This is a genomic window from Legionella sp. (assembly GCF_049790535.1).
GTDB lineage: Bacteria > Pseudomonadota > Gammaproteobacteria > Legionellales > Legionellaceae > Legionella.
This window is the reverse complement of record NZ_JBAQZB010000039.1, coordinates 30,297-43,718: the sequence shown is the minus strand read 5'-3', so window position 1 is coordinate 43,718 and position 13,422 is coordinate 30,297. Positions and strand designations below refer to the sequence as shown.

Below are 13,422 nucleotides of genomic sequence, written 5' to 3'. Positions count from 1 at the left end.
ATTTTGAAATGATTTCCACTGTATCACCACATGTATTCTCGTATTTATCAAAGAAGATGGTTCTGCTAATATTGGCAGTTACTGTATTGAAACCTACATCACTAATATTTTTGTTACCGGTAAGATCAAGGAACTTTAGTGTAGTATTGGTAGCCAGTTTTAATGCGCCAGTATCACTTATAGTGTTATAGCTGAGATCAAGGTCTTCTATGGTGGTGTTGGCAGTTAATGCTTCTGCACCCGTGTCACCAATTTTGTTATTGCTAAGGTGAAGTCTTTTTAGCGTGGAGTTAAGAGCTAACGCGCTTGCACCTAAACAACTAATTTGGTTATTACCGAGATTAAGGGTAGACAAGGTGGTACTGAGAGTCAGCGCGTTTACGCCTATATCACCAATTCCAGTATCTCGAGCATCTAAGCTGGACAGAGTGGTATTGCGCCAAGCTATCTTTATTGCTCCTGCATCACCAATTGGGTTATGGCTGATATCAAGATCAGTTAGTGTAGTGTTGACAACTAGTTCGTCTAAACGAGCATCACTAATTTTGTTATAGCTGAGATCAAGTTTTTTAATACTCGGAAATTCTTTTAACATTAAACAGATTGAAGGAATATGATCATCAGTTAAGTTCTGATTTCTTAATATTATGAGGTTTTTAGATTCTATTTTGAGAATTTGTATCATCTTATTAGGTTATGTTTTGCAGACCACAATGATACAATCAAAAAAAGTTAAAGACAATTGATATAATCGGTCATCTAGTTGGCATTTGTTTCCGTTATGAAATTTGATAGTGCTTCATAACGCACTGTTTTGGTATCAGCATCTTGCTTTGTTAACATTTTAATGAGTTGATCATTATCTCTCAAAGTATTTACCCATTCTTTAAGTTGGGAGATTGGCCATTTGTATTTGCGGGATTTATTATTATTAATTAATTCTTTTACAATAAGTACCTTAGGTAATTTAAAAGATAAAATTTCTTCATTTAAAATAAGTATGGCTAAAAATATCCGAAGTGAATCAAATGAGGGGCAAAAGTCGCCGCTGCGATGGTTAATGCTTCTCAGAACTTTGCATGTAGAATTTTTAAATTTTATATTTCCTGCCGTGAGGCACTGCGCTTCTTCTATTGAATCTCCTGTCATTTGAAAATGTTTCGGTGCAGCGACACCAACTCGAGTTTCGCGGGCAAACCACGCGGTATATGACTTGTCAACCAAATAGCGTAAAACAGGATGCTCTTTTTTTGAACGAATTTCAGCTAGTAATTTTTCTAAAGTGGACAATGATTCAATAGAATAAGTAGCTGCGCCATGCTGAACCTGCATCTTGCCTGCTGTAAAACTAATTGTAGGATCAAGAGGTGCAGAGAAAAACTCTTTGTTTAATTTTGAGCAGCCTAGCATAGAAAATTTCTTTATATTAATAAAGTTCATCAATGTGAAATACATCGATAATGTGTTATTAATCAACAAACTGATAATAAACTTCATTTTCCTTAACCATCCCGAGTTCATGACGTGCTTGTTCTTCTAAGGCTTGCTCCCCACTTTTAAGCTCTTTTATATCTGCTTCCAGAGCTTTATTGCGGGCGATCAATTTATTGTTTTCCTGTTCATGTTCAACCAATTTTTTTTGCAAAGATACCCATTGAATTAAATTTCCATCTCCCAACCATAATTTATGTTGTAAAACAACCAAGATGATAATCAAAATAATAAATATGGGGCGCATAGATTTTGCTTATTAATTAGATATCCAAGACATTATTGTATTACTTTATTGCAATTAGGAGCAACAGCTGTTGCTAGTATTCTAGCATTTTTATGATCAAGGGAAATCAACAATTTTACGCAAAATATTAAGCTCATCTTTTAATTTTTTTATTTCTTCCAATAATTCAATGGCAAGAACCACGCCAGGCAAATTAATACCCAAATCTTGATGTAAGCGAAAAGCAGATTCAATGTGATGTAGTTCGTTTTGATTTAATTTAAGTTGTTCAATTTCAGTTGATTGATTAGCAAATAAGCCTTGTTCCATCATTTCCATCAACAATTTTTCAGGTATGTTGTATTTATGGCATACTTCGGTATATGTCTTTGTTTCTGATTCTTCAATAAGTATACCGATTAGAATATTATCTTTGTTCATCCTTATACTCCCAGCTTATGGCGTGGGTTAAAAGGCATTTCTTCCGCCATTTTTTTATATAGGTGAGTAGCCGTATCTGAAGTTGCAGGCGGCGTCATAATTTTTAATAATACATATTGATTACCTGAAGGGGCACCAGGTAAGCCACGATTCTTCAATCTTAATTTTTGCCCACTCTGAGAACCCGGTGGAATTTTTAAATCAATTTTTCCTGCTAAAGTAGGGACGATCACTGTGGTACCTAATGCTGCTTCCCAAGGAGTAATTGGCAGCGTAAGGTAGATGTCATTATCCATAACATCAAAAAGTGGGTGTTTATCCACATTTACAGTAAGATAAATGTCGCCTCGTGGGCCATCATTAAATCCATGGGCTCCTTGCCCAGCTAAACGAATTTGTTGGCCTGATTTAACTCCAGCAGGAATTTTTACTTTTAAGGTTTGGGTGCTCGTTTTTGAATTTTTCTGAGCAGGAATTTGAATGCTTCTTGTGGTTCCATTAAATGCCTCCTCTAGACTAATATTAATTTTTCCTTGATAATCTTGTCCTGCCATAGGTTGTTGTCGGTGACGTGAGTGGCCGAATAAAGATTCAAAAAAATCATCATTAAATGGCGTGCCTTGACTTTGGTAAGGACCAGAATGTTCCGTATGCCAAGTAGATTGTTGTTGACCTTGAGCATTGAATTTTTGATTTTTGAGATACTGATCGTATTCGGCTCGTTTTATGGGATCTTTTAAAACTTCATAGGCTTCACCCATTTCTTTAAAGCGTTCTTCAGCATTCGTTTCTTTGCTGATATCTGGGTGATATTTGCGAGCCAATCTTCGATAAGCTAGTTTAATGTCTTTTTCAGTTGCCTCTGGGCTTAATCCCATGATTTTATAATAATCTTTATTCATTTTTTATACTCTTAGCAGGTCCTATTTTTGTAATACATAATCCCCTGGTGCATCGGGTAGTTTTTTATTAAGAAGAGGTGATTTAATTTGTCTTGGACTTGATTGTTTAACGAGCCATTTATGCCATGCAAGCCACCAAGAACCTGTTTTTTTCTCTGCTTCTGAGAGCCAGGTCATAGGATCAAGGTACGATGAATCTTTTTTACGTTCACGAATATGGTAACTGCGATCTTTATGGCCTGGTTCACTAACTATTCCAGCGTTATGCCCACCATTTGTTAGAACAAAGGTAATATCGCTGTTAATTAATAAGTGGGTTTTATAAACTGATTTCCACGGAGCCACGTGATCTTTCTCTGTACTGACTACAAAAGCAGGTAACTGAATATTTTCTGCTACGATATGTTTTCCTTCTATGGTAAATCGTCCTTCAGCAAAATCATTATTAAGGAATAATTTTTCTAAATATTCACTGTGCATTTTATAAGGCATGCGAGTAGCATCGGCATTCCATGCAAGTAAGGCAATCATTCCTCGTTGTGTTCCGTGCATGTAGTCTTGTACCATCTTAGACCAGATTAGATCGTAAGAACGAAGCATTTGAAATGTACCCGCCATTTGTTTAGTATCTAAATACCCTTGCTCCCACATCATGCTTTTTAGAAATGAAACTTCGCTTTTGGTTATAAATAGTAATAATTCTCCTGCTTCAGTAAAATCGCCTTGGGCTGCTAGTAAGGAAAGGGTTTTAATGCGGTGATCATTATTTTTTGCCATCGTAGCCGCAGTGATCATCGCCAAGGTTCCTCCGAGGCAATAACCCATTAAATGAATTTTTGTCTTGGGGCGTGCTCGAGAGACCGCATCAATTGCGGCCATGGCACCTAGTCTGTAGTAATCTTCAAGTCCAAGATTTCTATCTTTAGAACCAGGGTTTAACCAGGATATAATAAATACGGTATGACCTTGTTGTGTAAGCCAATTAACCAAAGAATTGTTAGGCAAAAGATCCAGAATGTAATATTTCATAATCCAGGCTGGGAGCATTAAAATGGGTTCTTTATAAACATTTTTGGTTTGAGCCTCATATTGGATCAGTTCGATTAAATGATTTTTAAAGATAACTTTTCCTTTAGTGATTGCTACCTGTTTACCAGGAATAAAATGTTCGACACCAGCTGGCGGAGAACCTGTAAGTTTTTCAACTATATCCTGAATTGCTAATTCAGTTCCGCGGATTAGATTTTGTCCATTGGAACGCATAGTTTCTTTAAATAAGTCAGGATTGGTTAAAACGAAATTAGAGGGAGACAATGCGTCGAGTAATTGTCTTATTCTAAATGAGACGATTCGTTGAACGGGTACAGGTAAGCCTGGTATTTCACGGGTTGCTTTTAAACACCAGCGTTCAATTTGCAGAAATTGTTCAGCCCAGAGTCGCCAAGGATAAACACTCCAGTTTTCAGTATGAAAACGAACATCGTTACCCTCTGCTGGTTTCTCGTTATTTATCAAACTACTTAGATAATTAGGAAAGTGCATTAGCGGATACAACCCCAGTTTCAGAATCGTCCCTGGCGCTTGTAAGAGCTGAGCTCCCCAAGAAAAATAAGCAGTTCCTACAGAGGCAGGACTAATACTTGCAGTAAGTTTTCCTACGTTAGCTTGATATGTTTTATCAATAAATTCAAACAGATTATTCAATTCGTAAGAGCTATCATCGTTACATTTTTGTAGTGTAAATTCAATTTGATTATTTTTTTTTCGAGTCGTTGACCTATTTTTTTTAGCAGTAACAGTTTTTGCCATCTTAACCATGGTGTCTGTCTCATTGCAATTATTTTATAAAGTAAGTATAGGATATTAATCAGAGTTATGAAAAAACTGTTCATCAAGCATTGAGGAATAGTGCGCCTCTTTGCAGTTGATTTCAGTAGATGTTTTTGTAGAAAAACATCATGTGTCCATATTTAATATTATTGTCATCACTCATGGATCAGAGTATGATTAATTCATAAAAACGACTCCAAGCTTTAAATTCACATTAATACCTAATGAAGCCAGCAGGTGAAATGTCAAATAGATCTTAAGCTTTTATATATATTGGAGATTTTTTCATGCAAAAGTATTGGTTAAATATATTCATTGTAGGTATTGCAAGTTTTTTTCTGTTATTAGCAGGATGTCAGTCAAATTCAGGCCACCTTGGCGGTTTGTTTAGTAGTCCATTTAGTAATCATTCTTTTGAGTCTCCGATGAATTTGTCTCAAGTTGTGCAGGAAGCATTAATGCGTAACGATGAGCTTGCAATTATCCCTATCCATGTGGAAACAATACAAAACACTGTTATTTTATCAGGTTATGTAAAAAAAATTCGTCAAAGCGATACGGCAGAGCAAATTGCTCGTCAGGTTCCTGGTGTGCAATCTGTTGAAAACCGTATTATTGTTCGCCCATAAATAATTGATTTATCCCTGACGTGTGCAGACATATATATTAGTTCATGGTGTTACTTATGCATTTGTTCTTTTGATTTAGTTTATAAATAAAAATTTTGATATAAATGGCCCATATTGTACTATATTTATACAATAGGTTAAGTGTAGTTATTGTATTATATGGAGAATAAAATGGCTGACCTAATTCATAATGTTTTGCCTAGACCTCGACGCGAAATTGTTTATATCCATCCTGAAGAATCGATAAGAAAATGTATTGATCTGATGAATGATCTTGATATAGGTGCATTGGTTGTAGTGGATAAACATAATAAACTTATTGGTATGGTCAGTGAGCGCGATATAGTTCGTTCCTGTTTGCATCAATGCGTTAATATGTCGACAGGAAAGGCTGCTGATGTTGTCTATAAAGAAGTTACTATTCTTAGTCCCAACGATGTAGTAGAAAAAGCTATGCAGGCTATGACCGAGACTAAAAGAAGACATATTTTGATTCGGGATGAGAATAATGAATTCATAGCTATTTTATCTATTGGTGATTTGCTTTTTCATTTATTAGAAGATAAAGCCAGAATGATAGAACATTTGGAAAATTACATTCAAACCTATTAATAGAACGATTACGGATGTTATAGTATTGTTTTTAATTAAGATCATGCCTAATGAAAACAGTATATCGATTGTTCCTCTTATTCTTTCTATTTAGTACTAATGTATGGTCGGGTGAGGGAATGTCACCTTGGTATACAATGAGTGCGGATAAAAAAGTAACACTTGAAATAGAAATGTTTCTTTCGTCAACTTGCCCCCATTGTCATAAAGCAGAAGCTTTTTTTCGTGATCTAGCAATACAACATCCTGAGTTACATATCAAACGAAACATCATCAATGAAGATAAAAATGCCTTGCTTCGCTTTAATGAATTATTAAGTGAACAGCATATGGATGATTTTTCAGTTCCTTCCATCTATTTTTGTGAATCACGTTGGATTGGTTTTGCCTCTGCTGAGACAACCGGCAAAGACCTTTTACATGCAATTAATTATTGCAAACAGCAAATTGAAATAAATGGCACATTGACATTAGCCACAGTCGATACATTAAGGCATTGGGCTAATGCCAATAAATTTGATTCAGGAATGGTAAAACATCCATCAGTTTTAACTTACATCGTAACCATTGCTATAACCGATGCTTTTGCTCCATGCGCATTTTTTTGTTTCGCTGGCTTTTTGGCTTTTCTTTTTGTGGGTGAGAAGAAAGAAAAAAAAATCATTGCAGGTTTATTGTTTATCACGTCAGTAGTAATGACACATTATTTACAACAAACCCACACCAGTTTTTTTTATCAAATGCTTCCGTGGTTGCGAATTCCTGTTGCCTTGGTGGGTATACTGGCAGTTTATTTTGTGGTGCAACATTATAAAAAGCAAACCAATCAGGCTTTGTATTTTTCCTTAGCATTTTTATTCGGACTAATGATCATGGCTTATCAACAAACTTGCGTGATGAATTGGGCTTATATTTTTGAACAATGGTTGAACAATTTACCTGTTACTAAGGTTGAAGCTGCTTTTTATCGATTACTTTATCAATTTTTATACGTTATGCCATTATTATTAATACTTATTCTTTATTTAATGATGCTTTCGCTAAAACGTTTTGCCGCATGGCAACCGAGATTAATCAATTGGGGCTTGTTATTTATTTTGGCTATTGCCTTATGCTTTATTGCTTATCCAATGCTTCTATCTTATTTGGTTGTATCTGTATTTACTATAATAATATTGGTCATTTGCGCCCGTTTTTTAAATTTGACTTGATCTCGAACTGATGATTTGGGATCATTATTCTTCTTCTTTGTTCAGGTGAGAAACATGAGTAAGTTCATTGATATTCCTGTGGTTGTGGAAAGCGGGAAAAAATATAAAACATCTCATGGTGTAACAGCAATTAAAGATGGGGTGAAATCAAGAGCGCATGTTCAAGAGTATTTACCTAAACCTAAATGGTTGCGTGTTGTTAATCAAACTACGCCAGCCTACGATCATGTCAAAAAACAGGTGCAAAGCCATCATTTAGCTACGGTCTGTGAAGAAGCAAAATGTCCCAATATTTCTGAGTGTTGGTCACATGGAACCGCAACCATTATGTTAATGGGCGCAGTATGTACTCGTGCCTGTCGTTTTTGTGCGGTGGATACTGGTAATCCTCAGGGTTGGCTGGATGAGCAAGAGCCAGAAAATACCGCAAATACTGTAGCATTAATGAATCTCGATTATGTGGTTTTAACTTCAGTAAATCGCGATGATTTACCTGATGGTGGTGCAAATCATTATGCGCAAACGATTCGAGCGATTAAACGGCGCTCACCAAAAACTAAAATAGAAGCGTTAACGCCCGATTTTCAAGGTGTTGAGCGTGATATTGCGGTCTTATTAGATAGTGGGGTGGATGTCTTTGCGCAAAATGTGGAAACAGTTGAGCGTTTAACTCATCCTGTACGCGATAACAGAGCCGGCTATTTACAAACTTTAAATGTCCTTTCCTATGCGAAACGTTATCGATCGGATGTATTAACTAAGACCAGTTTAATGTTAGGTTTAGGGGAGACAGATGAAGAGGTTATTCAGACTATGGACGATTTACGAGCTCATAATGTTGATATTCTGACTTTAGGACAATATTTACAGCCTACTAAAAACCATTTACCCATCGTCCGTTATGTAACTCCAGAAGCGTTTGTTGAATTAAGACAAATTGGTTTGAAAAAAGGGTTTTTTGAAGTAGCGTCAGGTCCCTTAGTGCGTTCTAGCTACCGTGCTGATCGAGTATTTAAAAGGGATAATTTAGGTTTGGAAGGATAAAAAAATATAGACGCAACATTTACGAGTAAGTGCAATGTTGGTCTAATGCAATTTTAAGCTAAAATAATACCTCGATTCCCCATTATTTTTTGTAAAAAATAAGCGACAAGAAACATTATGGCGCCTAATATCAAGGCGCTTGTTCCCAAGATTAAATAATAATTTTTATAATAAGGTAAGCTATCTACAGCGGAATAAACGGTAATGGGGATAGCAACCCAGCCAGCCATTCTACCGGATATTGCATGTGCCAGAGAGCTGGCGAGATACCAGACCCCCATAGCAAAAGCGATGGATTTTTGATCGCAATAAAGTCCTATCATGCTTAAACCAATAGCACTGACCCATAGTTCCGCAATGGAGATCAGGATGTAGGTTAAGGCAATATAATTTCCATTAACTATACCATCAATTGCCCTATTGGCAGCAAAAGTCATTACTAAAAGTGCAATACCTGAAAGAAAAACACCAGCAGCAAATTGATAGGGAATAGTAAAGCGTGGCACTAATTTATAAAAGCGTGGAAGTTGACTCCCAATGGTTAAAATTAAAATAGGATTTAGTATTTGATAATGAGCTGGCGAAACAGTTAAACCCCATAAATTATGATCAGAATTATTTTTTGCGAATAAAACCAAAGTACTATTCATTTGATTGTATATTACAAAAAATACTATTGCTTCAATGATCAATAATAAAGCTATCATTTGTTTATCGCGTGCTACTCCCGTTAGAATTACTGTTTTTTTAAAAAACCATAATATTCCGACACCGCAACCCAATGCAATTAAAGAGCCGGCAACATAAATATGAGAATAGGCATATAAAGTGAGTAAATAAAGTGTGCTAATGTAAGCAATCAAACGAAGCGTGCCTTGCGATGAAAGTTTGGATAAATCTTTACCCCAAACAACGGTATCATAAATTGTGTAACGTCTGGCAAAATTTAGGGCAGCAATGGATTTACCTATAAACGCCATGGTTAATATGGAAAGTGGGCCGAAACGGCTTTCCAGTAATGCTGGAGCAATTAAAGTAGCTAATAAGGCCCCCACATTGATTGCAATGTAATAATAGGTCATTGCTGATTTTGCTTTAATGGCATCGTCTGAGTAAATATGTGAAACCATACTTGAAGATGTACCCATTAATAATGAGTTAGTGGCTGGTAGGAATGCATATGCAGCAAGAAATAATTGATCACCTAAAGAATTTACAGTGTAGCCGCTGATCATAATCAGCAAATAAGCCGCTGCTAACATCAGGCTACCCAGAAGTATGGATCTTCTAATTCCCACGATGGTATCGGCCATATAACCACCTAACATAGGCATTAAATAGCCTGTGGCATGAGCTACGCCGATAAATGCATAAGCTTTAGCTTGACTATATCCCAAGCCTTGAGCCCATAATGGACGAGTTAAAAATAAAACAAGAATTGTATTGAGTGCGTAAACAGAAAATTGACTCCAAAAGATAATAAATATAATGTTATTTGTTTGTTTTTGTCGAAGATCTAATTCAGGTAAGTAATTTTTAACTGCTTGAGAAATCATTTCCCACCCCATCCTTTAGATATTTAGTAGAAGCTAAGGCTTCGCGACAGCGCTAAAGCACTTTTCAGCTACAGATTTCTTGAGTGTAAACCCACTTATTAGATTATCACTTCTTTGCAAGAACTACATCAATTATATGAGTATCATGATAAGGGAACGTGAAAATTTTACTGAAAAGACGTTTAAGGCGTTGAATTAAAAAATTTTTTGGCAACATACGTATTGATAAAGTGTTAAGAAACCAAGTCCCTTCGATTCCAAAATGGGTAAGTTCGTCAATAGTATGAATGGTAATAGGTACTTCCAAACGTTGATGAGCAATTACTTCAAATCGGTGTTGTTTAAATGTCCGCATTAACTCATCATTATTTGCTGCCACGCTTGTATTTTTCACAATAGATTTATAATAATGACCTACAACGCTGCTTAATATAGAGTCTTGAGAAATAAATTCTGCGAGTTGTTGTTGTGCTACGGGAAATGAATCATAAGTGGTGGTTATCATCGAAAAATGACCATTAGCTCGCGTAAGTAACTTTGCTTCATTAAATAATACATTAATAGGAATGTAGGCATTAATGAAATGAGCCAGTATTAAATTCTGACTGTGTGGTGGTAAGAATTTACTTGCTTGGGCAGCGCTGCATTCGATAGTGACTAGAGACAGGTTTTTTTTGGCTTGTCGTAACATTTCTGAAGAAACATCAATACCAGTAAACTCTGCTTGAGGCATTGTCTTTTGTAACTTTTGTAAAAAAGCCCCATCGCCCACACCAAGATCAAGGATCTTATAATGCGGTTTCATGCCTAAGTAAAACTTCTGCATCTGTGCGATTGCCACTTGATGACTCTTACTAATTGCTCCAAAGCGATTGGCTGTGGTGTAATTTTCAGCGATTTCGTTGTACATGGCCTTCAAGGACATGCAAAATTCCAATTTTAAACAATTTCACTAAGTATATCCTTAAATCAGGGGAATTGGCGACTAGTGTCTGTCAAAAAAATTCTTGTTATTTTTCTTGTAATTATTCATTATGGTGGTATAGAGTTCTAAATTTTAAAAATTCGCTATCAGGTTACATGTATGTCGAAAATATTAGTTACCGGGGCAACGGGATTTGTAGGTAAACATCTGGTGCCTGAACTTATCTCAGCAGGACATGAAGTGCGATGTGTGGTATCAAAAAACGTTAATTGGTTAAATACAGAGCAGGTTGTGGTGGATAAATTAGAATGTGATCCTAATTGGGCTGAAGCCCTTTCTGGCATAGAGGTCGTTATCCATTTGGCAGCCAGAGTACATGTCATGAAAGAAAAATCAAAGTCTGTTCTTGAGGAATACTGTAAAATAAACAGTATTGCAACAAAAAAACTTGCTGAACAGGCTGCAAAACATCAGGTTAAACGTTTTATCTTTTTAAGTTCAATTAAGGTAAATGGTGAGTTTACCTTAAAAGATATGCCCTTTACTGAAGAAAGCATTACTCAGCCTGAAGATCTCTATGGCCAGAGTAAGCTTGATGCGGAGTACCATCTACAAGCAATTAGCCAGCATACGGGCTTGGAAGTAGTAATTATTAGGCCTCCTTTGATCTATGGACCACATGTTAAAGCTAATTTTTTAAAAATGTTACAACTAGTAAAAAAAGGATTACCGTTGCCTTTCGGTAAAGTACAAAATGGCAGGCATTTAATTTACATAGGTAATTTAATTTCTGCATTATGTACCGTGGTGACACATCCCCAGGCAGCAAATCAAACTTATTTGGTTGCAGATGATAATTCTTTATCTTTGGCTCAATTAATTAGTCTCATCGGTCGGGAAATGAATGTGAATGTGAGATTAATTCCTATCCCAGTGCGTTTTATGCGGGGTTTATTTATATTACTGGGTTTGAAAAATCTTAACACACGGTTGTTTGATCATTTAGAGGTAAGTAATAATAAAATAAAATCGCAATTAGGTTGGGTACCTCCAGTAAGTTCTACTGAAGGTTTGAGTAAAACGGTTAAATGGTATCAACGTGAATTTAATTCTTAGTCTCGTTTTTTTAGTTCTTTCGGTTATATTAACAAAGGTATTTTGTGTGCTTAGCGAAGGTACCCGTTTGATGGATAAACCAAACGATCGTTCCATGCATTCCAAACCAATGATAAGGGGGGGAGGTTTTGTTTTTATTAGTTTATGTCTATTATCACTTCCAGTTCTTTGTTATCTGACTCAAACCTCTATCTACAGTCAGTGGGTACTAGCATTAGGTATACTAATTATTGCTACGGTAAGTTTTTTAGATGATTTATATCATTTATCTGTTAAACCACGGTTTTTGGCTCAAGGAGTAGTTGCTTTATTAATCGCATTTTTTATAAAACCTGAACAATTAAATTTCGTTTTCTTTTCAATTAATTATTCAGTATTTATTATTCCTTTTGTTTTTGTGATGGGGCTTTGGGCAATTAATCATTTTAATTTTATGGATGGACTTGATGGTTTTTGTGCCTGTCAAGCTGTATTTTTATTTGCTGTTTACGCAACGCTGTTTGCAATCCATGGTTCCTCCTTTTATCAGAGTTTTTGTTTAATTCTGGCGTTTAGCCTTATCGGATTTTTAATTTTTAATTTTCCTCCTGCTAAATTATTTATGGGTGATATTGGTAGTGCTACTTTAGGATTAATTACTTTTTGTATTGCTTTAATTGCTCAGCAACAATTTCAAGTTCCTATATTATATTGGTTTATGTTAAATGGTCTTTTTCTCTTTGATGCAACCTGTACTTTAATTCGTCGAATGATTAAAAAGGAGCAATGGTCAACTCCTCACAAGAAGCATGCGTATCAGCGATTAAGACAATCAGGCATTAGTGTGCATATGATTTTATTTGGACAATTGTTAATTAATTGTTTCTTTTTTATTTTGGTTTTTTTGCTTAATATGCGTTTTTTTGACTCAAGATTATTGATTTCACTGCAAATTGGAATTATTTTTTTAATTTATTTTTTGATCGAAAAAATTTTTCCTATGTTTCAATCGGAATTTACTCATTGATTTAATTGAAGAATTTTCTTTTTTTAGGATAAAAAATAATTAGATAGCCGATTTTTCTTAATATTTTGTTAAGAATATCAGTGTACAATACACTCGTAAGTCAAAATGTAGATATATTTTTAATCACTTTGTAGTTACTGAGAACAACCATGGAAGCGTTCTATGGAGAAATAGGTGGCTGCTTTGTTAGGGAGATTTGTTATGTTAATTTTAACTCGACGCATAGGCGAAACCTTAATCATCGGTGACGATGTCAATATTACTGTTCTAGGGGTAAAAGGTAATCAAGTTCGTTTAGGCATTAATGCACCAAAAGATGTATCTGTTCACCGTGAAGAAATTTATTTGCGCATACAGCAAGAAAAGCAATCAGATAATTCTGAAACAGAAGAATAAATCGATTTCATCGCAGCTCATCCAGTTCCGGGCACAT

The 13,422-nt window shown here is 35.5% G+C and carries 14 protein-coding genes and 1 pseudogene; 7 read left to right on the top strand and 8 right to left on the bottom strand.

Annotated elements, in window-relative coordinates; all coding sequences use genetic code 11:
- From WA877_RS02080 to WA877_RS02055, 6 genes and pseudogenes are all read right to left on the bottom strand, one after another.
- Positions 1-595, bottom strand: a pseudogene (locus tag WA877_RS02080) (hypothetical protein); the annotation flags it as partial.
- A gap of 164 nt (positions 596-759) precedes the next feature.
- Positions 760-1,497 (bottom strand): hypothetical protein, encoded by a 738-nt coding sequence (locus WA877_RS02075; RefSeq protein ID WP_425169284.1) that lies wholly within the window; start codon positions 1,495-1,497, stop codon positions 760-762.
- Entirely contained in the window at positions 1,469-1,738 is a 270-nt protein-coding gene (ftsB, locus tag WA877_RS02070) for a cell division protein FtsB (RefSeq protein WP_425169283.1), read from the bottom strand. The genes WA877_RS02075 and ftsB overlap by 29 nt, the downstream gene beginning before the upstream one ends.
- Positions 1,739-1,834: 96 nt before the next feature.
- The gene (locus WA877_RS02065) at positions 1,835-2,158 is read right to left on the bottom strand and encodes a chaperone modulator CbpM (RefSeq protein ID WP_425169282.1); all 324 of its coding nucleotides are present in this window, start codon (positions 2,156-2,158) and stop codon (positions 1,835-1,837) included.
- Positions 2,159-2,160: 2 nt separating this feature from the next.
- The gene (locus WA877_RS02060) at positions 2,161-3,060 is read right to left on the bottom strand and encodes a DnaJ C-terminal domain-containing protein (RefSeq protein ID WP_425169281.1); all 900 of its coding nucleotides are present in this window, start codon (positions 3,058-3,060) and stop codon (positions 2,161-2,163) included.
- A 21-nt stretch (positions 3,061-3,081) separates the two neighbouring features.
- The gene (locus tag WA877_RS02055; RefSeq protein ID WP_425169280.1) at positions 3,082-4,878 is read right to left on the bottom strand and encodes a PHA/PHB synthase family protein; all 1,797 of its coding nucleotides are present in this window, start codon (positions 4,876-4,878) and stop codon (positions 3,082-3,084) included.
- A gap of 299 nt (positions 4,879-5,177) precedes the next feature.
- Here WA877_RS02055 and WA877_RS02050 point away from each other — a divergent pair, with 299 nt between their 5' ends.
- The 4 genes from WA877_RS02050 to lipA all read left to right on the top strand — a co-directional run bounded on the left by WA877_RS02050 (position 5,178) and on the right by lipA (position 8,386).
- Positions 5,178-5,519: a BON domain-containing protein gene (locus WA877_RS02050; protein WP_425169279.1), complete on the top strand. Its 342-nt coding sequence runs from the start codon at positions 5,178-5,180 to the stop codon at positions 5,517-5,519.
- A gap of 171 nt (positions 5,520-5,690) precedes the next feature.
- Positions 5,691-6,131, top strand: coding sequence for a CBS domain-containing protein (locus WA877_RS02045; protein WP_425169278.1), 441 nt, complete (start codon positions 5,691-5,693; stop codon positions 6,129-6,131).
- Positions 6,132-6,250: 119 nt separating this feature from the next.
- A complete protein-coding gene (locus tag WA877_RS02040) occupies positions 6,251-7,342 on the top strand; it encodes a hypothetical protein (RefSeq protein WP_425169277.1) in 1,092 nt (363 codons plus the stop codon).
- A gap of 54 nt (positions 7,343-7,396) precedes the next feature.
- Positions 7,397-8,386 carry a lipoyl synthase gene (gene lipA / locus WA877_RS02035; RefSeq protein ID WP_425169276.1) on the top strand — a complete coding sequence of 330 codons (990 nt, stop codon included), beginning with the start codon at positions 7,397-7,399 and terminating at the stop codon, positions 8,384-8,386.
- Positions 8,387-8,439: 53 nt separating this feature from the next.
- Here lipA and WA877_RS02030 read toward each other — a convergent pair whose 3' ends face one another.
- Both WA877_RS02030 and WA877_RS02025 read right to left on the bottom strand, forming a co-directional pair.
- On the bottom strand, positions 8,440-9,942 hold the full coding sequence (locus WA877_RS02030) for a peptide MFS transporter (RefSeq protein ID WP_425169275.1): 1,503 nt from the start codon (positions 9,940-9,942) through the stop codon (positions 8,440-8,442).
- A gap of 106 nt (positions 9,943-10,048) precedes the next feature.
- Entirely contained in the window at positions 10,049-10,867 is an 819-nt protein-coding gene (locus WA877_RS02025) for a class I SAM-dependent methyltransferase (RefSeq protein ID WP_425169274.1), read from the bottom strand.
- A 159-nt stretch (positions 10,868-11,026) separates the two neighbouring features.
- Between WA877_RS02025 and WA877_RS02020 the strand changes: the two genes are divergently transcribed.
- From WA877_RS02020 to csrA, 3 genes are all read left to right on the top strand, one after another.
- Positions 11,027-11,983 (top strand): NAD-dependent epimerase/dehydratase family protein, encoded by a 957-nt coding sequence (locus WA877_RS02020; protein ID WP_425169273.1) that lies wholly within the window; start codon positions 11,027-11,029, stop codon positions 11,981-11,983.
- Positions 11,967-12,989, top strand: a complete 1,023-nt coding sequence (locus tag WA877_RS02015) for an MraY family glycosyltransferase (protein WP_425169272.1) — start codon at positions 11,967-11,969, stop codon at positions 12,987-12,989. Before WA877_RS02020 ends, WA877_RS02015 begins: the two co-directional genes overlap by 17 nt.
- Positions 12,990-13,190: 201 nt before the next feature.
- Complete coding sequence (csrA, locus tag WA877_RS02010; RefSeq protein WP_425169286.1) at positions 13,191-13,385, top strand: carbon storage regulator CsrA; 195 nt, start codon at positions 13,191-13,193, stop codon at positions 13,383-13,385.
- Positions 13,386-13,422: the final 37 nt, after the last annotated feature.

Coding starts and splice junctions, on each gene's coding strand:
- WA877_RS02075 (WP_425169284.1), bottom strand. CDS start 1,497: ATGAAGTTTATTATCAGTTTGTTGATTAATAACACATTATCGATGTAT.
- ftsB (WP_425169283.1), bottom strand. CDS start 1,738: ATGCGCCCCATATTTATTATTTTGATTATCATCTTGGTTGTTTTACAA.
- WA877_RS02065 (WP_425169282.1), bottom strand. CDS start 2,158: ATGAACAAAGATAATATTCTAATCGGTATACTTATTGAAGAATCAGAA.
- WA877_RS02060 (WP_425169281.1), bottom strand. CDS start 3,060: ATGAATAAAGATTATTATAAAATCATGGGATTAAGCCCAGAGGCAACT.
- WA877_RS02055 (WP_425169280.1), bottom strand. CDS start 4,878: ATGGTTAAGATGGCAAAAACTGTTACTGCTAAAAAAAATAGGTCAACG.
- WA877_RS02050 (WP_425169279.1), top strand. CDS start 5,178: ATGCAAAAGTATTGGTTAAATATATTCATTGTAGGTATTGCAAGTTTT.
- WA877_RS02045 (WP_425169278.1), top strand. CDS start 5,691: ATGGCTGACCTAATTCATAATGTTTTGCCTAGACCTCGACGCGAAATT.
- WA877_RS02040 (WP_425169277.1), top strand. CDS start 6,251: ATGTCACCTTGGTATACAATGAGTGCGGATAAAAAAGTAACACTTGAA.
- lipA (WP_425169276.1), top strand. CDS start 7,397: ATGAGTAAGTTCATTGATATTCCTGTGGTTGTGGAAAGCGGGAAAAAA.
- WA877_RS02030 (WP_425169275.1), bottom strand. CDS start 9,942: ATGATTTCTCAAGCAGTTAAAAATTACTTACCTGAATTAGATCTTCGA.
- WA877_RS02025 (WP_425169274.1), bottom strand. CDS start 10,867: ATGTCCTTGAAGGCCATGTACAACGAAATCGCTGAAAATTACACCACA.
- WA877_RS02020 (WP_425169273.1), top strand. CDS start 11,027: ATGTCGAAAATATTAGTTACCGGGGCAACGGGATTTGTAGGTAAACAT.
- csrA (WP_425169286.1), top strand. CDS start 13,191: ATGTTAATTTTAACTCGACGCATAGGCGAAACCTTAATCATCGGTGAC.